Raw genomic sequence first — 25617 nt, forward strand, 5'->3', positions numbered from 1 at the left:
TTCTGCTTGAATCGGACATTTGCATATGTGATGCTGTTTATCGTCTTTATTCTCCTGTTATCCATTAAGGAGCCGTCAGTGGTGAATACGGTGTTCCTTACGGTTATGGTGACATTGTTAAAATATCTCATCACGTTCGTTCATGAACTTGGGCATTATTTGGCAGGGAAACTCGTGGGCTATCCTGTACCATTAGTAACCATTGGAGAACGAAAGCCGTTTTGGCAGGTCTCTTTTGGCGGAACTTTATTTATTTTCTGCTATGGCTTCGGCGGGTTAACGCTTATGGGGAGCAGTGACAAGGTCAGCAGGCTGCGTTCTTCCATATTTGCTCTTGGCGGGGTACTGTTCCAGCTTGCTGCAATGTCTTTGGCTTATATTACAATGGGAATCGGCAATGAAGATAACTATTTCCTTCCGCTGATTTTCCTCGTTTTGAACGGCTGGACCATTGCAGTCAACCTATACCCATCTATCATTGCCAGGAATGAGGCATACTATTTTAGCGACGGCCTGCTTCTGGCAAGAATTATGAAGAGTAGAGAGATCCATCACGAATGATTCTTCTCCTATGTGTTAAGGCGCTTCGGCATATAGCCCTGGCGTCTTTTTTGAACTTTTTAGAGCAAAATCCATAAATAGTGGTATTTTTCCCAATGAGGGGTTCCTTATGCGGGGGAGAGACAAGCACTATAATATGAAGGCGGTTACAAAAAACCGAGGATGAATATAAAAGGGGAGGCAAAGTATGAAAAGTATGAAGCGTGTTTTAACGGGGCTCTCAACAGTACTCGTGATGTCGTCTGCTCTGGCGGGATGCGGCGGGAACTCCAATTCCAGTTCGTCCGGCGCAGCTGCAACAACGGCTCCGGCATCGAATGCGGCAGAGGCAACCAAAGCTCCAGCTGGTAACGGTGAGAAGGTAACGATCAATCTGTGGAGCTTCACCGATGAAATTCCGAACATGACCAAGAAGTATATGGAAGCGCATCCTGATGCGAATGTGGAATTCAAAACTACGGTAATTGCAACTACAGACGGTGCTTATCAGCCTGCACTTGACCAGGCACTGGCAGGCGGCGGGAAGGATGCCCCGGATATTTACGCAGCGGAATCCGCATTTGTACTTAAATACACGCAAGGCGATGCATCCACCTATGCTGCGAATTATGCAGACCTCGGACTTGATGATCAAATGGTAAAAGATGCTGGCATCGCCCAGTATTCTGTAGATATCGGCAGCAGCCTTGACGGTCATCTGAAAGGCCTCGGTTACCAGGCTACAGGCGGTGCCTTCATCTATCGCCGCTCCATTGCCAAGGATGTCTTCGGAACCGATGATCCGGCTAAGATCAAAACAGAGGTTGGGCCCGGCTGGGATAAATTCTTCGATGCAGCGAAGAAGCTGAAGGCTAAAGGCTATGGTATCGTATCCGGCGACGGTGATATCTGGCACCCGATCGAGAATAGCTCGGACAAGGGCTGGATCGTGGACGGCAAGCTGCACATCGATCCGAAGCGTGAAGAATTCATGGATCTCTCCAAGAAGCTGAAAGACAACGGCTATCATAACGATACAACAGACTGGACAGAAGCATGGTATGCCGATATGTCCGGTGCAGGCGCTCAACCTATCTTCGGATTCTTCGGTCCGGCTTGGCTCATCAACTACGTGATGAACGGTCAGGTGAAGGATACCAACGGCGACTGGGCTGTAACTGAACCAACCACAGGCTTCTTCTGGGGCGGTACTTGGCTCTTGGCCAATGCCGAAGTAACCAAGGATGAAGCGAAGAAGCAAGCCGTTGCAGACTTCGTTAAATGGGTTACACTCGACAGTTCTGAGACGGGCCTCCAGTATTACTGGGCTAACGGTACGATGAAAGCAGGCGAACAAGGCACGAAGGATAGCGTAGCTTCCTCTGTGGTGATGTCCAAGTCCAATGGTGAAGTTCCATTGCTCGGCGGACAGAACATGTTCGACGTCTTCGTTCCGGCCAACGCGAATGCTTCAGGTAAGAACCTGACCCAATTCGACGAAACGATTAACAAAGCCTGGCGCGAACAGGTACGTGAGTACACTGCAGGCAATAAGACCAAGGAAAAAGCAATCGAAACCTTCAAGTCGCAAGTCAAAGACCAATTGGGTATTGAAAGCGAATAAGAGGAATTCGAAGGGGGCGGGGGATTATCCCCGCCCCTATAATCAACTAAAGAGGTGAGAGCATGCGCCGCAAGGATGTCAGCTATGCGAAATTCGGCTATATCTTTACTTTTCCATTTGTACTTGCCTTTCTGATTTTTTCGCTGTACCCGATTCTGTATACAGCAGTCATCGGGTTCACGGATATGAAGGGGCTCATTCCGAAGCCTATACATATCCTTGATAACCCGTTCCAGAACTTCAAGGATCTCCTGTTCGATAATGTTTCATTCCGCAAGTCCCTGATCAATACCTTCCTCCTGTGGATTACCAACTTTATTCCTCAGATGGCCCTTGCGCTTTTGCTGACCGCCTGGTTCACGAACAAGCGTCTGAACGTCAAAGGACAAGGCTTGTTCAAGGTTCTGCTCTATATGCCGAATATCATCACTGCAAGTACGATTGCCGTGCTGTTCAGTACATTGTTCGCATATCCTATGGGTCCGGTCAACAGCCTGTTTCAGATGCTGGGCTGGAGCGATTCTCCAATCTTCTTCCTGCAGGATAAGACGACAGCCCGCGGCATTATCGCCTTCATCCAGTTCTGGATGTGGTACGGGAACACGATGATCGTCCTGATTGCAGGCGTAATGGGGATTAACCCGGCGCTGTTCGAGTCGGCGGCGATTGACGGCGCGAACGGGTTCCAGACCTTCTTCCGGATCACCCTGCCGAGTCTGCGTACCATCCTGCTGTTCACCCTGATTACCTCGATGGTCGGCGGTCTGACCATGTTCGATATTCCGCAATTATTCCTGGCGGGCGGACCGGATGACTCTACGCTTACTACGTCCATGTTCATCTACGGGCAGGCGTTCAAGGGCAGCTACATGTATAACCGTGCTGCAGCCGCGAGTATGATCATGTTCCTGATTTCTGCTGTACTGTCCGGCCTCCTGTTCTACGTGATGCGTGACCGGGACGCAGCCAAGTTGAAGAAGATCCAAAAACAAACACACAGAAATGCTGCCCAGGCAGCGGCTAGGGAGGTGTAATCCATGGAGAAGAATCGGGAAAGCAGTAAAGTCACCCAAACTGTCAACAAGACGATTATCTACGTGGTTTGCATCGCTTTGGCAGTACTCAGCATTTTGCCGTTCTGGATTATGTTCGTGAACGCTACACGCTCTACACCGGAGATTCAGAGCGGACTTTCCTTGCTCCCTTCGAGCCACATGATGGGCAATCTGAAGGTGCTGCTCGACAAGAGCTTTGATCCACTGCAAGGCTTCATGAACTCCTTCATTATTGCCAGCGGTGCAACACTCTGTACGGTCTACTTCTCCTCACTGGCTGCTTACGGACTGGTAACCTACAGCTGGAAGCTGCGGGGTGCATTCTTCACCTTCATTATGTGCGTGATGATGATTCCTTCCCAAGCCAGTGCGATCGGCTTCTATCAATTCATGTATAAGCTGCACTGGACCAACAACTTCCTTCCGCTGATCTTGCCGGCCATTGCAGCGCCTGCAGTGGTGTTCTTCATGCGTCAATACCTGCTTGCTACACTATCCATTGAGATCGTAGAGGCAGCCCGTGTAGACGGATCTGGCGAGTTCCGTACCTTTAACCGGATTATTATGCCACTGATGATGCCGGCCATTGCGACACAAGCCATTTTTGCTTTTGTAGCCAACTGGAACAACTTGTTCATGCCGTTAATCCTCCTTACTCAGAAGGAGAAATATACGATGCCTATCATGGTCAGCTTATTGCGCGGGGATATCTACAAGACGGAATTCGGCTCCATCTATATGGGGCTGGCGCTGACCGCATTGCCGCTGTTCGTAGTCTACTTCCTGCTGTCCCGTTATATTATCGCAGGTGTAGCACTGGGCGGAGTCAAAGAATAACCGGATCAGGATAGCTGTGAAGACAAACCATACTGCAGAGAAGGTCCATTCCGGTGGATCATTCTACTGCAGTTTTTTGTATGCGGTTGGTTGAATGAACAGCCGGCATCGGGTAATGTTGAAGGATCAGCGGATAGGGGGAAGCAGGAGTGAAAATCGGATTGTTAATTATTGATCTGCAAGAGGTCCATGTCAGCGGGGTGGAGCAGAAGGAGATTGACCGTGCCTGCGAGTATATCAATTATGTCTCCGGGCTGTTGCGGGCCAAGGGCCATGCCGTGATTCATATTCAGGACATTGAAGGGATGCAGCCCTCTGAGGAAGCGAAGTTCGCGATCATCCCCGGAATTGAGATTCAGGAGACGGATTTCAACGTGAAGAAGGAATACTCGAATGCCTTTTGGAAGACGGATCTGGAAAAGCTTGTGCGGGAGCAAGGCATCGATCTGCTGATTCTCTCCGGCTATGCCGCCGAGCATTGCGTTCTGTTCACCTATAACGGGGCTGCCGAAAGGGGAATCAAGGCGGTGCTGCTGCAAAATGGGATTCTAAGCTCTCATCAGGATGTAATCACGGCGGCGTACAGGGACCGGAATCTGGTTTCGTATCCTGTGATTCAAGCGTTGGTGGAGTCTTAGTTTTCAACAACAAGAAAGCCTCAAGCACCGTTTGGCGCTTGAGGCTTCCTTGTTGTTTAGGGAATTATGATTTTCTTCTGTTGTGGATAAGTGGCGCGCAGGCTTGTAGCCCGAATGTATGCGAAAAACAGCATACATTTGCTGGCGCGCAGGCTTGTAGCCCGAATGTATGCGAAAAACAGCATACATTTGCTGGCGCGCGGGCTTGTAGCCGGAATGTATGCGAAAAACAGCATACATATGCTAGCGCGCAGGCTTGTAGCCCGAATGTATGCGAAAAACAACATACATTTGCTGGCGCGCAGGTAATCTCATTCACCCGCAGGGTGATTTTGTTCCGGAAAGGGTAAAATATTCCGGGTTAGAGTGAAGCCGGACTTTATTTCCCCTCAGTACGGGCTAACTCCGCATGCACAATAGGGGCAACCTTGGAGCCTAGCAGCTCGATGGCACGCAGGACCTCGCGGTGCGGCATGTATCCGACATTCACATGCAGGAAGAACCGGGTCACGCCGAGATTCTTACGCAGCAGAATGATCTTCTCGGCGACATACTCTGCGTCACCGACATAAAGTGCTCCGCGTAAGCTGCGGGCATCGTCGAAGGCTGCGCGGTTGTAGGTTCCGCCCCAGCCCCGTTCGCGGCCGATGACATTCATCTGTGCTTGGGTGGACGGGTAGAACAAGGCCGCAGCCTGGTCGTTAGTTTCACCTACGAAGCCGTGGGAGTGTGTGGCGATCTGCAGTTTGTCCGGATTATGTCCGGCGCGTGCTGCGGCCTCCTTGTACAAGTTCACTAGCGGAGCGAACCGCTCCGGCATTCCGCCGATAATCGCGAAGGCGATAGGCAGACCAAGGGTTCCAGCCCGTACAGCGGATTCAGGATTACCGCCGCTGGCGATCCAGACCGGAAGCGGGTCCTGAACAGCGCGTGGATAGACCGGCAGATTATTTATAGCCGGACGGTGCCCGCCGCGCCAGGTGACCTTCTCGGAGGCACGAATCGCCAGCAGCAGCTCCAGATTCTCCTCGAACAATTCATCGTAATCCTCCAGACTGTAACCGAACAGCGGGAAGGACTCAGTGAATGAACCGCGTCCGGCCATAATCTCTGCCCGGCCGTTCGAGAGGCCGTCCAGCGTAGCGAAAGCTTGGTAGACCCGCACCGGGTCATCCGAAGACAAGACGCTGACCGCACTGGTCAGTCTAATGCGCTTGGTTGTCGCTGCCGCTGCGGCGAGGACTACAGCCGGGGCACTCCCTGCATAATCCTTACGGTGATGCTCGCCTATTCCATATACGTCCAAGCCTACCTGGTCAGCGAGCACAATCTCCTCGACAGCTTCCCGCAGCCGTTCTGCATGGCTGATCGTCTGCCCCGTTACCGGGTCAGGTGTAGTCTCCAAAAACGTGCTTATCCCTATTTCCATAATCTTCTTCTCATCGGCCAAGTTCATCCGCCCCTTTCTTCATGTCATCATTCTACTATACTTTTTAATGTTTCTCAACTTTAGTAAGTGAAATGAGCGATTTTTGTTTTTTATTATTATCTACGAAAGACTCCGTGATTAGCAGAACGCGCCAATGTAGGCGAAAAACCAAACACATTGGGCACGTACGAGGGTGCGGTCCACACTTGTTCTCACGCCAAAGAGACCGGGTTGCCCCGGCCTCTTCGGCGGCCTGCTGTCTTCAGGATTCAGGATTTATCCTTCTTGACGGCAAGCTGTACAATCATAATAACAAGAACGAGCAGTGCGATGAGCTGGTCTGTACTCATGGTAGTCCGAACCTCCAATCCCGTAACAAGGATGGCTCTTTACGGACCTGCATCTCCTCTCCAAGAAGCTGCTTCGTTCCCCTTAATCCAGCCTATGTATTCATACATACACTTAGTACTTAAGCATATAAATATTATTGCAGCAGACGGCTGCCGGTCGGGCGGTAATGTCTCTGAACAGGCTTGCGTAGCGCAGGTGAACCTTCCAGTAATTTTTATCTTGTACTTCGGATGAGGCTGCTTTAGTATATATAAATTGGCTTATATTTATATCTACTGTAAGGAGTGCATCAGGGAATGCTGCAGATCAAATGGGGGGCTGAATTATGGTTGTGATAGCCTGCCTGATTTTTGTTGTGACTTTGGTTTTTGTGATCTGGCAGCCGCGGAATTTATCAATTGGCTGGTCCGCCTGCGGCGGGGCGATTCTCGCGCTTGCGGCAGGAGTGGTCAGTTTCGGGGATGTCCGTGATGTGACGCTGATTGTATGGAATGCAACGCTTGCTTTTGTAGCGATTATTCTAATTTCCTTAATTCTCGATCGTGTCGGCTTCTTCGAGTGGGCGGCGCTGCATATGGCGGCGGCGGCACGCGGCAACGGCACGCTGATGTTCATCTATGTGATTGTACTGGGTGCAGTCGTGGCGATGCTGTTCGCCAATGACGGGGCAGCGCTGATTCTGACGCCGATTGTGCTGGCGATGGTCCGGGCGCTGAATCTGGACGAGCGCAAAGTCTTTCCTTTTATTATTGCCAGCGGCTTCATTGCCGATACCACCTCGCTGCCGCTGACCGTCAGCAATCTGGTTAATATTGTCTCCGCCGATTTCTTCGGCATCACCTTCATGCAGTATGCAGGACATATGTGGCTGCCTACCCTGTTCTCGCTTGGAGCAAGCATTCTGGTGTTATATCTGTACTTCCGCCGTAGCATCCCGAAGGAGTATGATACCGCTGGCATGAAGCTTCCGGGAGATGCTATCAAGGACCAGCGGATGTTCCGCCTATCCTGGTTCGTACTTGCGCTTCTGGTAGCCGGATATTTCGTCAGTGAATTCCTGGACATTCCGGTATCCGTAGTAGCGGGAGTGATCGCAATCTGTTTCCTGCTGATGGCCCGCCGAAGTCCTTACGTGAAAACGATGGAAGTGGTCAAGGGGGCGCCTTGGGCGATTGTTTTCTTCTCCATTGGCATGTACGTGGTGGTGTATGGACTGCGTAATGCGGGACTGACGGATGTGCTCGCAGAGATGATCAGCGGAATTGCTAAGCACGGGCTGTTCGCAGCCACGATGGGGATGGGCTTCCTAGCCGCGCTGCTCTCCTCGGTGATGAATAATCTGCCGACCGTGCTGATCGGGGCGCTGGCCATTGATACCGCACATGCCGCGGGTCTGGTGAAGGAGGCTCTGATCTACGCCAATGTTATCGGTTCGGATCTGGGCCCGAAGATTACACCGATTGGTTCACTGGCCACGCTGCTGTGGCTGCACGTGCTGTCCGGCAAGGGTGTGAAGATCTCCTGGGGCTCCTATTTCAAAATAGGGATTATCCTGACGGTTCCCACACTGTTCATCACGTTGCTCGGTCTATATTTGGAGCTGAAGTGGCTCTAATCAGAGACCTGGTAAACGAACCGGGGGCCACGATCCCGTGTACAATTCATAATATAGAAGGAGCGGTGCAGACCTAGTCTGACCGCTCTTTTTTCGACATCTAAGGCAGATCATTCCTTCTTCTTGCCCTGTCCCTGCTCCTGCTGCTCCGGGTACTTCACCACAGGCCATTTCACCTTGCGCAGGGCGTTCATCAGCTCCGGCCCGGCATGCAGATTGCTGCTGACCAGCTCATGGGGCGTGAGCGCCATCCACTGGTTGAGGGAGACGTCGGCGAACCGGTCGCTCTTGAACATTTCCAGGAACCAGAGCGTCTCTGTGCCGGTATTCTGAACATAATGCCCCTGGGCAAAAGGCACATAGCCGACATCCCCGGCTCTTACATTGAAAGTGCGCGCATCTCCGTTGCCTCCGAAGACGGTCATTCGTCCTTGCCCGCTGAGGTAATACTGCCACTCGTCATTGTTCGGATGCCAGTGCAGCTCCCGCATCGCCCCAGGCTCAATCTCTACCAGGGCTGCGGCGATATTCCGTGAGACGGGGAAATTGCTGGAGTCGACAATCCGCACACTGCCTCCCGGGGTCTTGAGCGGCGGCTGGGCCATCAGCCGATGCTTGAAGCTCAGCGGAATCTCCCCGTAAGGCGATTCGATCCGCTGGCTCGCAATTGGACCTGGCACCTGGTCCTGATAGATGTACACCTGTTCCTTGGGAAGATAGGCGAAGGCGGATTCAGGTACGCCGAAGTTCGCGGACAGGACTTCACGCGGCGTATGGGCGAACCAGTCGGAGATGGACAGGGTGTTCAGATCCGAGAAGCCTCCGTCGTCGAACACAAGCAGGAATTCACATCCCTCAGCCAGACCCTGAATGGAATGCGGGATGCCTGGAGGGAAATACCACAGATCGCCGGGGCCGACATCGGCGATGAAGTTGCGGCCATTCTGGTCCACAGCTGTAATCCTTGCGCTGCCCAGCAGCATGTAGGACCATTCTGCCTGCTGATGCCAGTGCAGCTCACGTACGCCGCCCGGCGTCAGGCTCATATTCACCCCCGCAAGCGTAGTGGCTACCGGCAGCTCCCTGACTGTCACCTCACGGGACCAGCCGCCATGATTCAGCTGCATGTGGGCGTCGGAGAACGAGAACTTCAGATTCGGGATCAGCCCGTTGTCCGTGACCGGAGGAACGAACATGTCGGGATTCTCCCGGTCACGCATGACGTCACGTGGACCCAGGTCGATATTGCCTGCACCGTCACTGCGTATGGGCTGGGGGATGACGGGCTGGCCTGGAGAACGGGGATGCTCAGGATTCATCACATAGGCTCCTTTCTGGAACGCACAGCATTTCAAGAAAATATATGCGCAAATGTGATAATATTTGACTACCGGACAAAGATCCGTACGATAATCAGAGAGCAGGGTTAGAACCAATGACATTAAGTGGACAAGAACGCTACCGCTTCAGCGAAGCGCCTATATGGGAATTGCAGCGCACCTACTATGAACAGCTGGGTCTCCAGGCTTGGGCCAATGACCAGGTTCCGCAGTATATTACAAGCAATCCGATGATTGGAACAGCGTATGCGGAGATCATCTTCGGCTTTCTTCAGGACCGTGCGCAGAAGGGATTCACTACAGAGCCGGTAGTGGTACTGGAGCTGGGTGCAGGTGTGGGGCGTCTGGCGTTCCATGTACTGCAGCAGCTGTGTGAGCTGATCCAGTATGCGGGCGTGCCGCTGCCGCCGTTCCGTTACGTGATGAGCGATTTGCCGTGGAAGAACATTGAGGGCTGGCAGCAGCATGAGGGGCTGAAGCCTTTTGTAGAACAGGGAATGCTGGACTTTGCCCGCTTCGATGCGGTCCGGGATACGGAGCTGAGCTTAACGCAGAGCGGATTGGTGATTAAGCCTGGGGAGCTGGGGCAGCCACTGATGGTGATCGCCAACTACTTCTTCGACAGTATCCCGCAGGAGCTGCTCTATGTGGATGAAGGCAAGATCTATGAATGTGAGGTCTCGCTGAAATATCCGGAGCAGTCCGCTACCATGGGGCCGTCCGAGGTGCTCCGTGATCTGGTGCCGGAATACCATTACAAGCGTGCAGCGGGCTATGAGGACAGCTCGTATCCTTATCATGAAGTGATCTCGTTCTATCTGGACAAGCTGGAGGATTCACATGTGCTGTTCCCGGAGGCAGCCCTGTCCTGTATGGAGCGTCTGGGTGCACTCTCCCGGGGAAGCTTCCTGCTGCTCACTGCCGATAAGGGAGACCACCGGCTGGAGAACTGGGAGTTCGCCGAGCCGCCGAAGCTGATTCATCACGGAAGCATCTCGCTTACGGCGAATTATCATGCTCTGGTGCATTATTTTGAGCGGAAGGGCGCACAATCCCAGTTCACGCAGCATCATTATAAGAATCTGAATGTGGGCTGCATCCTGATGCTGGAGGAGCCGATGCTGCATCCGCATACCCGGCTGGCCTACCGGCGGTTTGTCGAGCGGTTCGGGCCGGATGATTTCTTCAGCCTGAAGGTGTGGATCGATAAGAATTACGACACCATCGGCATGCAGCAGATCCTGGCCTTCTGGAGGCTGGGTGGATATGACGCGGAGCTGTTCATTCAGAGTGCCGAGCGGATCTCTGCGCTGCTGCCGGATGCCAGCGACGAGGAGCTGCTGGACCTTCAGCGGGGGATCGACCGGATGTGGCGGGGCTTCTACCCGATGCCGCAGAAGTATGATCTGGCGCTGGACTGCGGCCTGCTGCTGTTCGAGATGGAGCAGTACGGGGAATCCCGCCGCTTCCTGGAGCATTCGCTCCAGTCCAGTGAGGAGGAGCTGGTAATTACCGTGCTGTACTGCCTGGCAATCTGCAGCTACGAGCAGGAGGATGATGAGGCGGCGCTGGATTATACGCGCAGATCGCTGCTGATTGAGCCGGAGCATGAGGAAGCGCTGGAGCTGCTCGCGGCGCTAAGCCAGGACCCGGCAGAGGCTTAGGCTGCTGCTCCCGGCAGTCCGGTGCAGCCCTTTACACCCGTTGTGAGTTTTGTTATTCTGTATCCAATAACGCAAACGCGATGACGAGAAGAGTACATTCAGGTTTTTCCCTCACAGAGAGCTCCGGCTGGTGTGAAGGAGCAGGGAAGACTGGATGGAAACAAGCCTCTGAGCGGCTTACCGGAACCAGGCAGCAGCCGGGGATGGTACGACAGGAGCTCCTGTTACAGAGCTAGAGTATAAGCCCTGCCGGACGGCAGCGCCGTACTTGATGAGATTAATATGGTGACATATTAATGAACCTGGGGTGGTACCGCGAGAATTTCGTCCCCAAGACTTAGGGTCTTGGAGGTGAGGTTCTTTTTTGTTGTATCCAGATAAGGCGGCGTACCACCCATGAACAGGAGGAGATTGGAATGACAGACAATAATGGACCGGCCCTGCCGGAGAATTATATGGATAAGCTGGTTAGAGAAGACGTGGAGGCGGGAGTCTTCAGCCGGGAGATCTGCACCCGGTTTCCGCCGGAGCCCAATGGCTATCTGCATATCGGGAGTGCTTTTGCCATCCATACGAATGTGGAAATCGCCCGTAAATACGGCGGCCGCTTCCATCTGCGCTTCGATGATACCAACCCGCTCAAAGAGGATAAGGAATATGTGGAGGCAATCATCCGTGACCTTGAATGGCTGGGCTGCAGTCCCGGGGAACACATCTACTACGGCTCCGATTATTCGGAGGAGATCTACCGCAGGGCAGAGACGCTGATCCTGAAGGGGAAAGCCTATGTCTGTGACCTGACACCGGAGGAGATGACGGCTTACCGGGGGACATTAACGGAGCCGGGAACAGACAGTCCTTACCGCAGCCGAACGCCGGAGGAGAACCTGCGGCTGTTCCGGGAGATGCGTGCGGGGAGCTATCCGAATGGCGCTAAAGTGCTGCGGGCCAAGATTGACATGGCCTCGCCGAACATGAATTTGCGAGATCCGGTGCTGTACCGGATTATTCATGCCGCGCATTACCGCACGGGCGTTGCCTGGTGCATCTACCCGATGTATGATTTCGCCCATCCGATTCAGGATGCGCTGGAAGGGGTGACGCATTCGCTCTGCTCGATCGAGTTCAAGGATCACCGGCCGCTGTACGAATGGGTGCTGAACGAGCTGGGCACCCCGGAACCGCCGAGACAGAGGGAATTCGGCCGGGTGAACCTGACCGGAGTGGTTACAAGCAAGCGGCATCTCCGGGCACTGGTAGCCGGAGGCTTCGTGGACGGCTGGGATGATCCGCGCCTGCCTACGCTCAGCGGGCTGCGCAGACGGGGATTCACGCCGGAGAGCATCGAGGCCTTCGTGCGGGAGATCGGCATGGTCCGCAATACGGCGATGGTGGATTTCTCGCTGCTGGAGCATTGCCTGAGACAGGACCTGAAGGCGAAGGTGCCGGCGGTCATGGCGGTACTGGACCCGCTGAAGGTCGTGCTTACCAATTACGCCGCCGGGGCCTCTGAGCTGCTTCCGATCCCTAACAACCCTGAGAATGCCGGGCTGGGTTCAAGAGAAGTACCGTTCTCCGGCACGCTCTACATCGAGCGGGTCGATTTCATGGAGGTGCCTGTGAAGGGCTTCCGCAGACTGGTTCCAGGCGGCGAGGTGCGGCTTAAGGGCGGTTATATTATCCGCTGCAGCGAGGTGATTAAGGACGCTCAGACGGGGGAGGTTCTGGAGCTGCGGTGTACCTACGACCCGGAGACCCGCAGCGGCGGCCCTCTAAGCGGCCGGAAGGTGAAGGGGACTGTGCAATGGGTCTCGGCTGCTCATGCGCTGAAGAGTGACGTATACCTGTATGAGCAGCTGCTGACGGATAACAACGGGCCGAAGGAGGAAGGAGAGAGCTGGGAGGAATACATCAATCCGGGTTCCGTGACCCTGCTTACAGATTGCCTGTTGGAGCCGCTTGCGGGCAACCCTCAGCCCGGGGACACCTACCAGTTCCTGCGTCACGGCTATTTCTGCATCGACAGCAAGCATAGCACAGCTCAGAAGCTGGTGTTCAACAGAATCGTTCCACTTAAGGACACCTGGAAGGGCAACGCAGGACAATAGACTGCAACGCACACATGCAATATTCGTCTGGTCCCAATTCCGAAGCAGGGGGCAGACTGCCGGGGAGCAGCGCTCCCTTATGCTTTTGGAAAATAATTGATGTTCAATGCAACATACAAGCTTCTGTGCCGTCTAAAGGGAGACGGAGGGGGTGGAATATCATGGGGAGCAAATTTTACTTAGTCTTTCTCGCTTTGATAATGTATTTTGGTTATCCCTTGGGCATCCTGGATCATCCTTCCGCATCGAGTGCTCAAGCAGAGGCTCCGGCAGGCGACAGCCAAACTGATTCGTTATCGGTTGCGCTCACTTTGCCGCTGCAAGCTAAGGTCAATGAGGAATTGACCATGAAGGCCAGCTTAAGCAACGACAGCCTATCTGATGTGGACCTGATGAGCAGAGCACGGCTGTTTACGTATGTCATTAAGGATGAGAGCGGGAAGCAGATCAATTCTTATGCTGTTGAAGATCTGGGAGTCTCACGAGTTCTAAGCGGTAAAAGAAGTATTTCGTAGAGCTATACTTATAAGATCAAGAAGTGCGGTACTTACTCGATCTCGGCCGATGCTGAATTTACGATTACGGATAACGGGGCCAATACCCAGATGAAGCTTAGCACAGCAGCCAAAACACTGATGGTGAAATGACATCCGTAGGAGACACGGCACAATAGGCCACCATTCATTTTAAAGAGCATAAAAGTCAATAGAGCAGCGCTCCTTCCGTAATTTAGAGGAGCGCTGCTCTACGTTTATGGTGCAGGCTGCCCCGGCAGGGCAGAAAACGCCGGACGCCAGGTAGGCTCCGGTGCTGTCAAGTGTAGCTGGAAGAATAATGAGGGAGGCAAAAGTGCCCCTGATCTCGCTAAACGGGGAGCACACGATCGAATGAAGGGCAAAAGTGCCCCTGATCTCGCCGAACGGGGAGCACACGATCGAATGAAGGGCAAAAGTGCCCCTGATCTCGCCGAACGGGGAGCACACGATCGAATGAAGGGCACTATGCCCTAAGCAGTGAACCTTTATAGAAGAGCGGGTAATAACATAAGGCAAGAGCCTCACTTAACAGAGTGGCCTTACATAATATGGGTCGAGGCATTACATGAAAACCCAATGAAAATACATTTACAATTCTCAACTTGAGGATTATAATAAAACCAGATCAAATGTTGCACCAGGGAAACTTTCGTGTGTATAGACAACTTTTTCCGGGCAAGAGGAGGACAGAACATGATGGAGCAAAATACCGCAGTAGAATCATCCCCTATACTAAAAGGTCATATCAATACACATTCGGCACAATCCGTGCTTAATGGAGATGTCAAAGGACTGAAGAGACTTCTTCCTTTTCTGGGCCCGGCTTTTATAGCTTCCGTAGCTTATCTGGACCCCGGCAATTTTGCCACTAATATTACGGCAGGCTCGAAATACGGTTACCTGTTATTATGGGTCATCTTTGCCTCGAATCTGATGGCTGTACTGATACAATCCTTATCCGCCAAGCTGGGCATTGCCACCGGCAAGAATCTTCCGGAGGTCGCACGGGAGAAATTCCCGAAGGGCGTATCCATCTTCCTGTGGATACAGAGTGAATTGGTCATTATCGCAACCGATCTGGCCGAGTTTATCGGGGCCGCGCTCGGACTGTATCTGCTGTTCGGCATCCCGATGCTGCCGGCGGCCCTGATTACCGCAGTGGGTTCCTTCGCGATTCTGGAATTACAACGGCGCGGGTACCGTACCCTGGAGGCCGGAATCGCCGGGATGGTGATGATCGTGGTGCTGGCCTTTGCGTTCCAGGTCATTATGGCGAAGCCGGATGCGGGAAGTGTGGTTGCCGGCATGTTCACTCCAAGGTTCGAGGGCGTGGACAGCGTCCTGCTGGCAGCGGGAATTCTGGGGGCTACCGTAATGCCCCATGCAATCTATCTGCATTCTTCGCTAACCCAGAGCCGGATCGTCGGGATTGATGAACGGGAAAAGAAGCAGATCTTCCGGCTGGAATTCATCGATATCCTTATCGCGATGCTGATTGCCGGTGCGGTCAATATGGCGATGGTCATTGTGGCGGCTGCGCTGTTCTTCAAGAACGGTCTGGTGGTGCAGGATCTGGATGTCGCCTTCGAGCAGTTCCGCAATCTGGCCGGTCCCGTGACTGCAGTCTCCTTCGGCCTGGGCCTTCTGATCGCAGGTCTGTCGAGCTCGTCGGTCGGCACGATGGCCGGTGATGTGGTCATGCAGGGCTTCATTAATAAAAAAATTAATCTCTACCTCCGGCGGGCGATTACAATCATCCCCCCGCTGGCTATCATCGCCATGGGCATTAATGCTACCAGCGCACTGGTCATGAGCCAGGTCGTCCTGTCCTTCGGGATTGCCTTTGCCCTGATTCCGCTGGTGATCTTCACCAGCGACCGCCAGCTTATGAAGGGACTCGTGAACCATCGCATCACCACCATCCTCGGCTGGATGATCTCCGCCCTGGTGGTCGCGCTGAACCTGTTCCTGGTAGTGGAGATGTTTGTGTAACAAGTCAGCAATAAATACCGCAAAGCGGCCGGTCAAAGGATAACTCCTTTAACCGGCTGCTTTTGCTGACTTTTGGTGGAGGGGGCTTTTGAAACGGCTTCCTGTGCGGAAAGAGTGCGGCTATTTCACAGAGATGTTCATCTCCAGCGCTTTGACCGCTTTTTTAACCAGATTGCCGTTCTTATCCAGTTTGAACGCGCCTGTGGTTGCACCAGGCTCCTCAAACTCAGGATAGAAGGGCTTAAGCGTTATGCTTTTGACGCCGGGATCAAGCGGTTTAAGGTGGATATCGTAATAGTAGTCTCCATTTTTGCTGTTGTCATCGGTTCCCCGGCTCATCAGGGTCTCCACCGGATTACCCTTATCATCATACACCTCGAACATCGGCATGGACTCCGGCTTGACCTGCTTCATGATCAGTTGCAGCCGGACCGAGGTGGCCGTGCGGTTCACCTTGGCGGCAGTGACCGTAAGCGCCCCGTCACGTTTGGAGATGTTAGGCTTTAGAATGGTTTGGTTTTTGGGCTGCTGTTTCTGGAGCGAAGCCTCTAGCGTATAAGGCTTCTGAATTCCTTCCAGGCTGACCTTCAAGGTTACCCGGACCGTATCCGGCAGGGCCGCCAGCTTAGGTCCCAGCCAGGAAGCGTCCGACAGGCGGAGAACGGCCGTATCGCTGCTTGCCCCGGGGCTTAAGAGCGCTGAAGGCTGACTGGACAACGCCGACCCGCTGTTTGCGTTGATGGATTTGCCGTTCAGCAGCACCTCAAAGTTCTGAATCGCACCCTTTTTCAGTACCAGACGCTCTGAAGCCTTATCCCACCGGCTGTCCGTCAGGCCTCCGGATAGGTTTTTACCGCTGCGCTTTAGGTTGATTTCAATCAGATTCCCATCGTAAAAAGACTTGCCGAGACTTAATGAAATACCGTCCTGCGTAACGGTGTTTCCTGCCGCAGAAGTCTTCTGGACAGCCGCTCCTATGGACGGGGCAGCGTCTGCACGGTTATCATCCGCAAAGCCCGCTCCCAGTAATGATAGGCTTAGTCCGGCAATCCCGGTTATTTTGATCCATTTCTTCAAGTTGTCTTCCTCCAATACATATTCGTTTAAGGAGTCTTTAGGCTGTCCCCGTCATACAGCTTCTGCAGTCCGTCATAGTCAACCGGAACGGTAATCCGCAGCGCCTCTATCTCGTGCTTGATTACATTTCCTTGACTGTCCAATGCGAACAAGCCTGTCCCCTTAACCTTATCCTGAAACTCCGGTACAAAGGTCTTCAGAGTGATTTCCTTCGGCACATCCTCCAGCCGGTCAAAAATCAGCTCGGTCGGATTGCTGCCATCATCCCCGAACAGCCCCAGTCCCGACACCAACTGGATTGGACGGCCTTGATCATCCCACAGCTCCTGTATGAAGTTAGCGGGATTCAGCGAACTGGAGGAGCCTGTCTTTTCGATCCGCATCATGACGGCGGTGGAAACCGGTGTGAACTTAAGCTGCTCCAGCGTGAGCTTTACACCGTCAGCCGTCCGTTCCTCCGTAGCTGGGAGAATCAGCCGGGCTGCATTCTTCTCTACAGGCAGATCCAGTACGAAAGGCTCCGCTACGCCCTCCATGGTAAACTTGGCCGTGAGGTTGAACCGGTCCGGCATCCAGGCCTCGGCGTTCTGGTTGGAGAAGCTGGTCAGCTCAAACAGCATCGAATTGGGATCGGAGGAGGACTTTCCAACCATGGAAGGTCTTTGCTCGCCTTTCATTGCCTTCAGCGAAGTGCCGTTGATGAACATCTCGAAATCTTTAATAGAGCCCACCGGATAAACCAGCTCGGTGTTTTCGCCTTCGCCGGTCTGCTTAAATTCAGACAAGCCGCCCGGCAGCTCCCGTCCTTCCCGCTGGACAGCCAGCGTCAGCCGTATTCCGTCATACATCACCTGCGGAATGCTCAGCGTAATCCCGTCTTGCGTAACCTGTACCCCCGGCTCGGCAACCAAGCCCCGTACATCGGCGGTCTGCAGCCCCAGGTCACTGGTCATTTCGAAAATGCTTCCGACCACCGGCCATGCTTTCAGCGACTTCGCCATAACCGGCGATACATAGGCGCTGCCCATCAGGCCGATAATAGCAGCAGCAGCCGCAGCTCCGGCGGTACGGGCGATAGCCTTGCGGGTCTGTCTGCGTCTTGTACCGGTTCCGGGTGCAGGCAAATCAGCCAGCGAAGCGTAAACGCCATCCTGGCGTGTCCGGATGAGCTCCGGCACCGGCTGCAGCCGGGCTTGTCCTTCTTGTCTAAGCTCTTGTTCCCATTTAAATGTTGTCATAAGCGAGCTTTCCCCCTCTTGTCGATTTGACTGTTTCGGCCAGTATCCCGCGCGCACGGTGCAGACGTGCCCGAACCGAGCCTCCGGAGATATCCAGCACGTCTGCGATCTGCTTCACCGACAGATCTTGAAAATAAAATAAATGGACAACAATCCGCAGCGATTCATCCAACTGGTTCACCGCCTCGATTAAGTCCAGCTTGCTGCTGTTCTCGTAGTAGCGGTCTCCGGTGCCTCTTTCCGGCACATCCGGCATGGCAACTGTCCGGGAACGGTTGCGCAGCAGCTGATTGCATTCGTTAATCAGAATGCGGATTACCCAAGTTTTGAAATATTGGGGCTTGCGAAGGGTATGCAGCGATTGATACACCTTCAGCGTCGTCTCCTGAAGCGCGTCTGCACAATCTTCATCCCGTCTGACAATGGTTCTGGCTAAGCTGTATAGTTCAGGTTCAAGCTTGCGAAACAGCCGGATAAAGGCTTCACGATCTCCCTGTCGCGCCAGATTGACTTCCTGTTCCATGTTCTGCACGAATTTCATCTCCTTTATTGAGGGCCCTCTGTAAGATTAGATGGACCAACCCTGCTAAATGTTATATCACTACGCAAAAAAATTAATACAAAAAACAGCTATACAAGAATGAACTTGAAAATGAAGTTCTCATTCTCAAGTTCATGTTCTATAGCTGCAATGTTAGAGGGGCTGATTCTTCATAATAAGCTATTGCTTCACAATATCCTGCACCGCTTTATCCAGCTTCTCTAGCAGCTGGTCATGGTTCAGCTGGCCGCCGAGGTATTCCTGCATGGCAGCGCCGAAGCCCTGGGTCACGCCGTCAGGGAACATATCCCAGTTCCAGCCCAGCGCGTTCCCGGATTTCTCCTGCACGGCAACGGCAACCTGGCCGATATCAGCAGCGTCTGCGGTGATATTTGCTTCCGCCGGGATGAACTTGAACTCCTTGGTCAGATACTTCTGGCCGGTTTCCGAGCTGACCATCCAGTTCAGGAAGGCCTTGGCTTCCTCCGGATGTGCGGATTTGCTGTTCACGATATAGTTGTTAGGCACGCCTACCAGGATGGTGCCTTCTTCGTTATTGATCGGGAGCGGGAGGAGGCCCAGGTTCAGAGCCGGATCGATTTTGTCGATATCGCCTTGCGTCCAGTTCCCCTGCAGCATCATGGCGGCCTTGCCGGAGGCGAATTCAGCCACCTGGGTCGCGTAATCGGTAGTCATCTTGTTGTCTTGGGCATTATCGAAGATCACATCTACGAGATCCAGCCACTGCTTGAAGACGGCATTGCCCTTAATGGTCTGTTTGCCCGCCTTCACATCGTCAATGAACTGCTTCGGATCAGGCTGGTGCGCCATGCCCACGTTAACGAGGTGAATCCCCATCGACCACCACTCATTGGTGGCTTCAAACGGCGTGATGCCGGCGGTCTTCAGCTTGGCTACAGCATCCTTGAGCTGCGGGAGTGTCTTGGGCTCTTCCGTTATGCCGGCTTTGGCGAACAGATCCTTGTTGTAGATCAGCCCGTAGCCTTCTACATTCATAGGCATACCATAGAGCTTGCCGTCTACGGTTGCCGGTGTCTTGGCGGTCGGAATCAACTGGGCGGCCCAAGGCTCATTGCTCAGGTCAGTGGCACGGTCCATATAAGGAACAAGAGCAGTATACCCGCCGTTATTGAAAATCTCAGGCTCAGAGCCGGAAGCGATCTCCGCCTTCAGCAGTGCGCCATAATCCTCACCGCCGCCGTGCGTTTCGACCTCCACCTTCACCCCCGTCTCCTTCTCATATTCTTCAGCGAGTGCATTCAGCTGCTCGGCAATCTCCACCTTGAACTGGAACATCTTGATCGTGACATCCTTGGCAGGCGCTTTGCCGGCTTCCGGTGCTGCGGATTCGGTTGACGCGTTAGGAGCATTCGTAGCGCTTCCATTGCCTGCGGAATTCGTATTGCCGCTGTTCCCGCAACCTGCGATAATGAGGGTGCAAACGGTTGCCATGATGAATGCGAACTTTCTTTTCATAGAATAACCTCCCTGGTCTGTGGTTCCTGCTCCTAGAGCGTAATGGAAATGATAGATGACTTACACTTCATATGTTGCTCGAAAAAGTGGATATTATTGCTGCAACGGAAAGCCGGCCGAATAATCATCCTTTAATGGAGCCTGCCGTCACGCCTTCCACAATATAACGCTGTAGCGACAGGAAGAACAAGAGAATAGGCGTGATCGCCATGACGAGACCCGCAAGGGCCAGATCCCACTTCTTGGTGTACTGTCCGAAGAACTTGGTCACAGCTACGGGCAGGGTCGTCAGATCCTTATTCCCGCCGATCACCAGGACAGGCAGCAGATAGTCATTCCAGATCCACAGTGTATTCAGGATAATGACAGTTACAATAATCGGCAGCAGCAGCGGGAAGACGATCCGGAAGAACACGCCGTACGGATTCGAGCCGTCCACCCGCGCGGCTTCCTCCAGCTCCAGCGGCACCGTCTTGATGAACCCGTGGAACAGGAAGACCGACAGCGGCATCCCGAAGCCGAGATAACAGGCCACAATGCCGTACAGCTCGCCGCGCAGCTCCAGCAGGCTGGTCACCCGGACCAATTGCAGCATGAGTGACTGGAACGGAATGATCATCGCCGAGACCAGCAGCAGGAACACGAAGGAATTGAAGCGCGTCGGCTTGCGCACAATCTGGTAAGCGGCCATCGAGCTGAACAGGACGATGAAGATTACGCTTAGAATCGTAATGGTCAGAGAATTGAAGAAGGCCTGCGGGAAGTTGATGGCATCCCATACCTTGGAATAGTTACTCCAGTGGAACACCTGCGGCCAGGAAGCGGCATCGATCAGGATGTCCTTCAGCCCCTTAACCGAGTTGCTCAGGACCAGATAGAACGGCGACAGGAAGACAATAGCCAGCAGAATGGCGGCAATTTCGAGGATGAAGTTGCCCGGGCGGTAACGGCTGCTGTTCATTAGGCGGACACCTCTTTTCGTTTGGTAAGCCAGACCTGGGTGACGGTAATCAGAGAGACAGCGGCGAAGAAGAGCAGCGCTTTGGCTGTACCCAGGCCATACCGGTTGTTAATCAGTGCCTCCGCATAAATGTTATAGGCCAGCGACTGGGTCGAGGTACCCGGTCCGCCTTTGGTCAGCGACAGGTTGAGGTCGAACATTTTGAAGGCATTGGAGGTCGTCAGGAACAGGCAGATGGTGATCGCCGGCATAATCAGCGGGATGTAGACGCTCTTGAACAGCTGCGGAGCACGGGCACCGTCTATGCGGGCAGCTTCAATGAGATCCTTCGGAATCCCGGCCAGTCCGGCAATATAGATGACCATCATATAGCCGGCTGTCTGCCAGACGAACACAATGACCAGCCCCCAGAACCCGGTGCTTGGCGTGCCCAGCCAGGGCAGCTGGAAGAACGAAATCCCGGTCAGCTCGCCGATCGTAGCGAAGCCCTTGGTGAAGATGAATTGCCAGATGTAACCGAGCAGAATGCCGCCGATCACATTGGGCATGAAAAAGACGGTACGGAGCAGCTTCTTCGTCTTCAGCGTCGTCATTAAAATGAAGGCCAGCAGCAGTGCAAGCACGTTGGCAGCCACAACCGAGATCACGGTGAAGCGCAGGGTGAAGACCAGGGACTCCCAGAACTTATCATCATTCATGAAGATCCGTTTCCAGTTGGCCGCGCCGGTCCAGACTGCTTTGTCCAGATCCAGCCCGTTCCAGTCCGTGGAGGAGTAGTAGAAGCCGAGGAAGAACGGGGTGACCACAATGGTCAGGAAAAAGAGCAGACAGGGGCCGAGAAATACAATTTGCTGTCCCCAGCCGCGCTGCATACGCAGAGTTTTTCTCATATGGATTCTCCTTAGGGTAAGATAACTACGGGTTCACAGCTTGATTATAGAAAGCCCGGGCCACCGCTAACACTTCATTTCATGCCGGGAAAAGTGGATTATATTGCAGGCCATACGGCTCACACAACTTGTAGGAGGTTCCCCCATGTTCAAGAACAGCATCCGGACACGGCTGATGGCCTTAGTGCTGCTGGCGTCAGTGATCCCGTCAGGCATCTCTGTGACCTTCTCTTATCTCTATACGAGGCAGTCGGTTACGGACCAGTCCGTGAAGCAGAATACGAAGCTGCTGACGCTGGGGGAGGCGAATCTCCGGAGCTATTTCAGCGGCATGAACCAGCAGGCGATGTCGCTCTACAGCGGAATCAATGTTCCCAGCTCCTTCTATACCACCCTGCTTACCGCCAAAAGCGCTGCCCAGGCCCCGCCCGGCACGATTCTGCCGGATACCCGGGCCATCATCTCCACCCAGCTGTACAATCTGTTTCTCTCCGACCGCAATACGTATCAGATTCATCTGTATGTGAGGGCCGCCAGGCAGTCCAATCTGCTGCTTAAGGGATTTTTCCGCCGTGAGGATAATGCCAGCTATGCTGCGGAGGGGCAGGCCGGAGGGACTTACCGCCCGTATCTCGAAGTGACGCATATGGATCATCAGTACGGAGTGAAGTCCGGCTTCCCCAATCTGAAGCCGGGGAGCGTGCCGGTCTTTACGGCCCATTTTCCCATCTACCGGACTCCTAGTGACAGCGTACTGGCAGATTTGTCGGTCGATTATACGCTGGGGGAGCTGGAGGGGATCGTGGAGTCGATGTACAATTCGGACACAGAGCGCCTGTATGTGCTGAATGAGCAAGGCGAGGCGCTGTTCGCTTCCGATCCGGACTGGATCGGGAAGCCGGTCGCAGCGGGCTGGAGCCGTCTCCCCGCAGAGCAGGACAGCGGGCATTTCGCCTGGAAGAAGGACGGCTTCCAGGGAATTGTAATGTACAAGCAGATCAAGGCCCCTTTGTTCAGCGGAAGCATTATCAAGCTGGTGCCCTATGAGGATCTCTACACAGACGCAAGGGTGATTACCCGGTTCAATATGGGCATCGGATTGCTGTTCCTGCTGATCGGAGGCATCAGTGCCGTGCTGATCTCGATCGGCTTCACCCGTCCGATCAAGAAGCTGATTCACTTCACGCAGAAGGTGCAGACCGGCCAGCTGGATGCGCATATGGATGCCGAGCGGGAGGACGAGTTCGGGCTCCTCACCCGCAAGATCACCGGCATGACCCGCACGATCAATGAGCTGATCGTTAAGGAATACCGGCTGGAGCTGGCGAACAAGACGAATCAGCTGAAGGCGCTCCAGGCCCAGGTGAACCCGCATTTTCTCTACAATGCGTTGCAATCCATCGCCAGCCTGTCCTTGCGCTATAATGCGCCTAAGGTGTATGATCTCATCTATTCCCTGGGCAGTATGATGCGTTATTCGATGAATACCGAGCGGACCCAGGTGCCGCTGCGGGATGAGATTGAGCATGTGCAGAACTATATGATTCTGCAGACGGAGCGGTTCGGCGAAGAGAATCTGCAGCTTGCGGTCGAGGCGGGGCCGGAGACTCTGGAGCTGATCCTGCCGAAGATGATCCTGCAGCCGATTGTAGAGAATATCTTCAAGCATGCCTTCGCTGACGGGATAAGCGGGGGGCTGATCCAGATAGAGTGCAGGCTGGACGGGGCGGCCAGGCTGGTGCTTGCCGTGAAGGATAACGGCCGGGGCATGAGCCCGGAGCGGCTGGAGGAGATTACGGCCTGCCTCAGAGGCAGCAGCCAGCCGGACCAGGAGGAGATCGGCCTGTACAATGTGCTGGCCCGCCTGCGGCTGCAGTTCGGCAGCGCAGCGGAGATGCAGCTTAAGAATAATGAAGACGGCCAGGGGCTTACCGTTACGCTGATTATTCCGCTGGAGGAGATCGACGGTTAATTCCGGCGGCTTTTGCGAATAGAGACTATTTCTTGAAGGAGCGGCTGAGATGAAGGTGCTGATTGTAGATGATGAGAAGCATGTGCGGGAGGCCATCCGGTATTTTGTTCCGTGGGACAGCTATAACATCTCTGGGATCTATGAGGCAACCAACGGGCAGGAGGCGACACGGATTATGCAGGAGCATCAGCCGGCTGTCGTCTTCACGGATATGCGGATGCCGCTGATGGACGGGGCGGAGCTGCTGGAATGGCTGCACCGTCATTATCCGCATACGAAGACGATTGTCATCAGCGGGTATCAGGATTTCAATTATGTGAAGCCTGCTATCGTATACGGCGGTACGGATTATCTGCTGAAGCCGCTGAACAGCAAGCAGCTGATTGCCTCTGCGGAGCATGCCTTCAAGCTGTGGATGGAGGAGGAGGCGGAACGGAAGCGGCGCCAGCGCCAGAACATGCAGCTGAACGCGCTGCGTCCGCTCTACTGGGACAAGATGCTGTCCGATCTGGTGAGCGGACAGGCCTCGTTCCATGAGCTGAAGCTGGCCCTCTGTGAAGAGCTGGGAATGCCGATTGGGGCGCAGGAGTGCAGGATCGCCGTCATCCCGCTGCAAGGTGCGGACTGCCATCTGCTCCAGAGATTTCGCGGTGATGTGGCCTTGACGGCCTTCGTGCTGGCCAATGTCTGCAATGAAGTGATGGCAGAGGGCCAGAGCGGCTACGCCTTCCGCAACTGGCAGGGCGGGGGCGAGCTTGTAGTGCTGCTGTGGAGCGCTGTAGCGCAGGCGGAGGAGATACTTACCCGCATGAATGAAGCCATCCGCCAGGCGTTCGGTGTTCAGCTGGATATCGGGCTTAGTCCGCTGAACCCGTTGCCGGAGGGGCTGCGGCCAGCTTTGGAACAGGCAGGCCAGGCGCTTGCGGAGCGGAATCTATTGCAGCGGGACGGGCGTATTCATCTCTTCAGGAAGCGTGGGGAAGGGAGTAGACCTGTAAACGACTACGGCCTGGAGGAACGGCTGGACAAGCTTAGAGTCGCCGTCTTGTCCGGCGATCTGGAGCGGATGGAGCGGGTGGCGGAGGAGTGGGCCCGACATCTGGCCGGGCTGCCGCTGCTCACGGAGAGCAGTCTGCTGCATCAGCAGACGGAGATGCTGGACGTTCTGAAGCGCTGGCGGCCGGAGGCAGAGATTAGCCTGGAGTGCTGTTATGACGCTGAAGGGCTGTTCTCGGTGGAGAACTGGCAGTGCCGGCTGAAAACGCTGCTTCACCACTTGTCCAAGGGCAGCCCGCAGACGCCGGATAGCCGGCTCGTCCAGGAGATCAGGGAATACCTGGACCGGAACTATGCGCAGGAGATGACGCTGCAGCATATTGCGGAACGCTTTTTCATCAGCAGGGAGAATGTATCTCGCAAGTTCAAGCAGATCACCGGGGAGAATCTGTCGGATTATCTGACCGGCCTCCGGGTGGATAAGGCGAAGACGCTGCTCTTGAATACGAATCTGCGGCTGTCGCAGATCGCGGAGCTGGTGGGCTATGAGGATGAGAAGTATTTCAGCCGTGTCTTCAAAAAAAACGCCGGCATCACGCCAAGAGAATACCGCAAGCAGGAGGAAGAAGCCTGAGTATGCAAGGTTCATGGACTGCCTGTCAGCATTTCCCGGCCTGCAACCGATAATAGCTATATGGGCAATAAATACATAGCTG

General features: G+C 54.1%; 20 protein-coding genes and 1 other annotated feature. Of the genes, 12 read left to right on the forward strand and 8 right to left on the reverse strand.

Features of this window, described 5'->3' with window-relative positions; all coding sequences use genetic code 11:
* The first annotated feature begins 81 nt into the window (after positions 1-81).
* The 5 genes from J2Z70_RS21635 (at position 82) to J2Z70_RS21655 (ending at position 4694) form a co-directional block, all read left to right on the forward strand.
* Entirely contained in the window at positions 82-561 is a 480-nt protein-coding gene (locus tag J2Z70_RS21635; RefSeq protein ID WP_209876676.1) for a site-2 protease family protein, read from the forward strand.
* Between the two features lie 187 nt (positions 562-748).
* Positions 749-2164 carry an ABC transporter substrate-binding protein gene (locus J2Z70_RS21640; RefSeq protein ID WP_209876678.1) on the forward strand — a complete coding sequence of 472 codons (1416 nt, stop codon included), beginning with the start codon at positions 749-751 and terminating at the stop codon, positions 2162-2164.
* Positions 2165-2226: 62 nt separating this feature from the next.
* A complete protein-coding gene (locus J2Z70_RS21645; protein ID WP_036730473.1) occupies positions 2227-3198 on the forward strand; it encodes a carbohydrate ABC transporter permease in 972 nt (323 codons plus the stop codon).
* Positions 3199-3201: 3 nt separating this feature from the next.
* A complete protein-coding gene (locus J2Z70_RS21650) occupies positions 3202-4056 on the forward strand; it encodes a carbohydrate ABC transporter permease (protein WP_036730471.1) in 855 nt (284 codons plus the stop codon).
* A 149-nt stretch (positions 4057-4205) separates the two neighbouring features.
* Positions 4206-4694, forward strand: coding sequence for a cysteine hydrolase family protein (locus tag J2Z70_RS21655; protein WP_209876680.1), 489 nt, complete (start codon positions 4206-4208; stop codon positions 4692-4694).
* 379 nt (positions 4695-5073) lie between these two features.
* Here J2Z70_RS21655 and J2Z70_RS21660 read toward each other — a convergent pair whose 3' ends face one another.
* Positions 5074-6150, reverse strand: coding sequence for an LLM class flavin-dependent oxidoreductase (locus J2Z70_RS21660; protein WP_245368426.1), 1077 nt, complete (start codon positions 6148-6150; stop codon positions 5074-5076).
* A 649-nt stretch (positions 6151-6799) separates the two neighbouring features.
* Here J2Z70_RS21660 and J2Z70_RS21665 point away from each other — a divergent pair.
* Positions 6800-8089, forward strand: coding sequence for an arsenic transporter (locus J2Z70_RS21665; RefSeq protein WP_209876682.1), 1290 nt, complete (start codon positions 6800-6802; stop codon positions 8087-8089).
* A 110-nt stretch (positions 8090-8199) separates the two neighbouring features.
* On the opposite strand, the gene J2Z70_RS21670 is transcribed toward J2Z70_RS21665, so the two are convergent.
* Complete coding sequence (locus tag J2Z70_RS21670; RefSeq protein WP_209876684.1) at positions 8200-9408, reverse strand: oxalate decarboxylase family bicupin; 1209 nt, start codon at positions 9406-9408, stop codon at positions 8200-8202.
* Between the two features lie 116 nt (positions 9409-9524).
* Here J2Z70_RS21670 and J2Z70_RS21675 point away from each other — a divergent pair, with 116 nt between their 5' ends.
* From J2Z70_RS21675 to J2Z70_RS21690, 4 genes are all read left to right on the forward strand, one after another.
* The gene (locus J2Z70_RS21675; protein WP_209876686.1) at positions 9525-11093 is read left to right on the forward strand and encodes a tetratricopeptide repeat protein; all 1569 of its coding nucleotides are present in this window, start codon (positions 9525-9527) and stop codon (positions 11091-11093) included.
* Between the two features lie 71 nt (positions 11094-11164).
* Positions 11165-11428 (forward strand) — a binding site (T-box leader).
* 81 nt (positions 11429-11509) lie between these two features.
* Positions 11510-13201: a glutamine--tRNA ligase/YqeY domain fusion protein gene (locus tag J2Z70_RS21680; RefSeq protein WP_209876688.1), complete on the forward strand. Its 1692-nt coding sequence runs from the start codon at positions 11510-11512 to the stop codon at positions 13199-13201.
* A 161-nt stretch (positions 13202-13362) separates the two neighbouring features.
* On the forward strand, positions 13363-13716 hold the full coding sequence (locus J2Z70_RS21685) for a hypothetical protein (protein ID WP_209876690.1): 354 nt from the start codon (positions 13363-13365) through the stop codon (positions 13714-13716).
* A 717-nt stretch (positions 13717-14433) separates the two neighbouring features.
* Positions 14434-15729 (forward strand): Nramp family divalent metal transporter, encoded by a 1296-nt coding sequence (locus J2Z70_RS21690; RefSeq protein ID WP_245368439.1) that lies wholly within the window; start codon positions 14434-14436, stop codon positions 15727-15729.
* A gap of 120 nt (positions 15730-15849) precedes the next feature.
* Here J2Z70_RS21690 and J2Z70_RS21695 read toward each other — a convergent pair whose 3' ends face one another.
* The 6 genes from J2Z70_RS21695 to J2Z70_RS21720 form a co-directional block, all read right to left on the reverse strand.
* Entirely contained in the window at positions 15850-16806 is a 957-nt protein-coding gene (locus J2Z70_RS21695) for a DUF5643 domain-containing protein (RefSeq protein ID WP_209876694.1), read from the reverse strand.
* A 26-nt stretch (positions 16807-16832) separates the two neighbouring features.
* Positions 16833-18044 carry a DUF4179 domain-containing protein gene (locus J2Z70_RS21700; protein ID WP_209876696.1) on the reverse strand — a complete coding sequence of 404 codons (1212 nt, stop codon included), beginning with the start codon at positions 18042-18044 and terminating at the stop codon, positions 16833-16835.
* The gene (locus J2Z70_RS21705; protein WP_245368440.1) at positions 18031-18567 is read right to left on the reverse strand and encodes a sigma-70 family RNA polymerase sigma factor; all 537 of its coding nucleotides are present in this window, start codon (positions 18565-18567) and stop codon (positions 18031-18033) included. Before J2Z70_RS21705 ends, J2Z70_RS21700 begins: the two co-directional genes overlap by 14 nt.
* Positions 18568-18765: 198 nt before the next feature.
* Positions 18766-20082, reverse strand: coding sequence for an ABC transporter substrate-binding protein (locus tag J2Z70_RS21710; protein WP_209876700.1), 1317 nt, complete (start codon positions 20080-20082; stop codon positions 18766-18768).
* Positions 20083-20206: 124 nt separating this feature from the next.
* A complete protein-coding gene (locus tag J2Z70_RS21715) occupies positions 20207-21043 on the reverse strand; it encodes a carbohydrate ABC transporter permease (RefSeq protein ID WP_036730441.1) in 837 nt (278 codons plus the stop codon).
* On the reverse strand, positions 21043-21933 hold the full coding sequence (locus J2Z70_RS21720) for a carbohydrate ABC transporter permease (RefSeq protein ID WP_209876702.1): 891 nt from the start codon (positions 21931-21933) through the stop codon (positions 21043-21045). Before J2Z70_RS21720 ends, J2Z70_RS21715 begins: the two co-directional genes overlap by 1 nt.
* Positions 21934-22078: 145 nt before the next feature.
* Here J2Z70_RS21720 and J2Z70_RS21725 point away from each other — a divergent pair, with 145 nt between their 5' ends.
* Together J2Z70_RS21725 and J2Z70_RS21730 are read left to right on the forward strand one after the other, a co-directional pair.
* Positions 22079-23905, forward strand: coding sequence for a sensor histidine kinase (locus J2Z70_RS21725; protein WP_209876704.1), 1827 nt, complete (start codon positions 22079-22081; stop codon positions 23903-23905).
* A gap of 49 nt (positions 23906-23954) precedes the next feature.
* Positions 23955-25535: a response regulator gene (locus J2Z70_RS21730; RefSeq protein WP_209876706.1), complete on the forward strand. Its 1581-nt coding sequence runs from the start codon at positions 23955-23957 to the stop codon at positions 25533-25535.
* Positions 25536-25617: the final 82 nt, after the last annotated feature.

It is taken from the genome of Paenibacillus silagei (assembly GCF_017874735.1).
Taxonomy (GTDB): Bacteria; Bacillota; Bacilli; order Paenibacillales; family Paenibacillaceae; genus Paenibacillus_AQ; species Paenibacillus_AQ silagei.

Coding starts and splice junctions, on each gene's coding strand:
- J2Z70_RS21705 (WP_245368440.1), bottom strand. CDS start 18,567: ATGGAACAGGAAGTCAATCTGGCGCGACAGGGAGATCGTGAAGCCTTT.
- J2Z70_RS21670 (WP_209876684.1), bottom strand. CDS start 9,408: ATGAATCCTGAGCATCCCCGTTCTCCAGGCCAGCCCGTCATCCCCCAG.
- J2Z70_RS21690 (WP_245368439.1), top strand. CDS start 14,434: ATGGAGCAAAATACCGCAGTAGAATCATCCCCTATACTAAAAGGTCAT.
- J2Z70_RS21650 (WP_036730471.1), top strand. CDS start 3,202: ATGGAGAAGAATCGGGAAAGCAGTAAAGTCACCCAAACTGTCAACAAG.
- J2Z70_RS21645 (WP_036730473.1), top strand. CDS start 2,227: ATGCGCCGCAAGGATGTCAGCTATGCGAAATTCGGCTATATCTTTACT.
- J2Z70_RS21660 (WP_245368426.1), bottom strand. CDS start 6,150: ATGAACTTGGCCGATGAGAAGAAGATTATGGAAATAGGGATAAGCACG.
- J2Z70_RS21715 (WP_036730441.1), bottom strand. CDS start 21,043: ATGAACAGCAGCCGTTACCGCCCGGGCAACTTCATCCTCGAAATTGCC.
- J2Z70_RS21720 (WP_209876702.1), bottom strand. CDS start 21,933: ATGAGAAAAACTCTGCGTATGCAGCGCGGCTGGGGACAGCAAATTGTA.
- J2Z70_RS21665 (WP_209876682.1), top strand. CDS start 6,800: ATGGTTGTGATAGCCTGCCTGATTTTTGTTGTGACTTTGGTTTTTGTG.
- J2Z70_RS21725 (WP_209876704.1), top strand. CDS start 22,079: ATGTTCAAGAACAGCATCCGGACACGGCTGATGGCCTTAGTGCTGCTG.
- J2Z70_RS21700 (WP_209876696.1), bottom strand. CDS start 18,044: ATGACAACATTTAAATGGGAACAAGAGCTTAGACAAGAAGGACAAGCC.
- J2Z70_RS21730 (WP_209876706.1), top strand. CDS start 23,955: ATGAAGGTGCTGATTGTAGATGATGAGAAGCATGTGCGGGAGGCCATC.
- J2Z70_RS21685 (WP_209876690.1), top strand. CDS start 13,363: ATGGGGAGCAAATTTTACTTAGTCTTTCTCGCTTTGATAATGTATTTT.
- J2Z70_RS21680 (WP_209876688.1), top strand. CDS start 11,510: ATGACAGACAATAATGGACCGGCCCTGCCGGAGAATTATATGGATAAG.
- J2Z70_RS21710 (WP_209876700.1), bottom strand. CDS start 20,082: ATGAAAAGAAAGTTCGCATTCATCATGGCAACCGTTTGCACCCTCATT.
- J2Z70_RS21675 (WP_209876686.1), top strand. CDS start 9,525: ATGACATTAAGTGGACAAGAACGCTACCGCTTCAGCGAAGCGCCTATA.
- J2Z70_RS21640 (WP_209876678.1), top strand. CDS start 749: ATGAAAAGTATGAAGCGTGTTTTAACGGGGCTCTCAACAGTACTCGTG.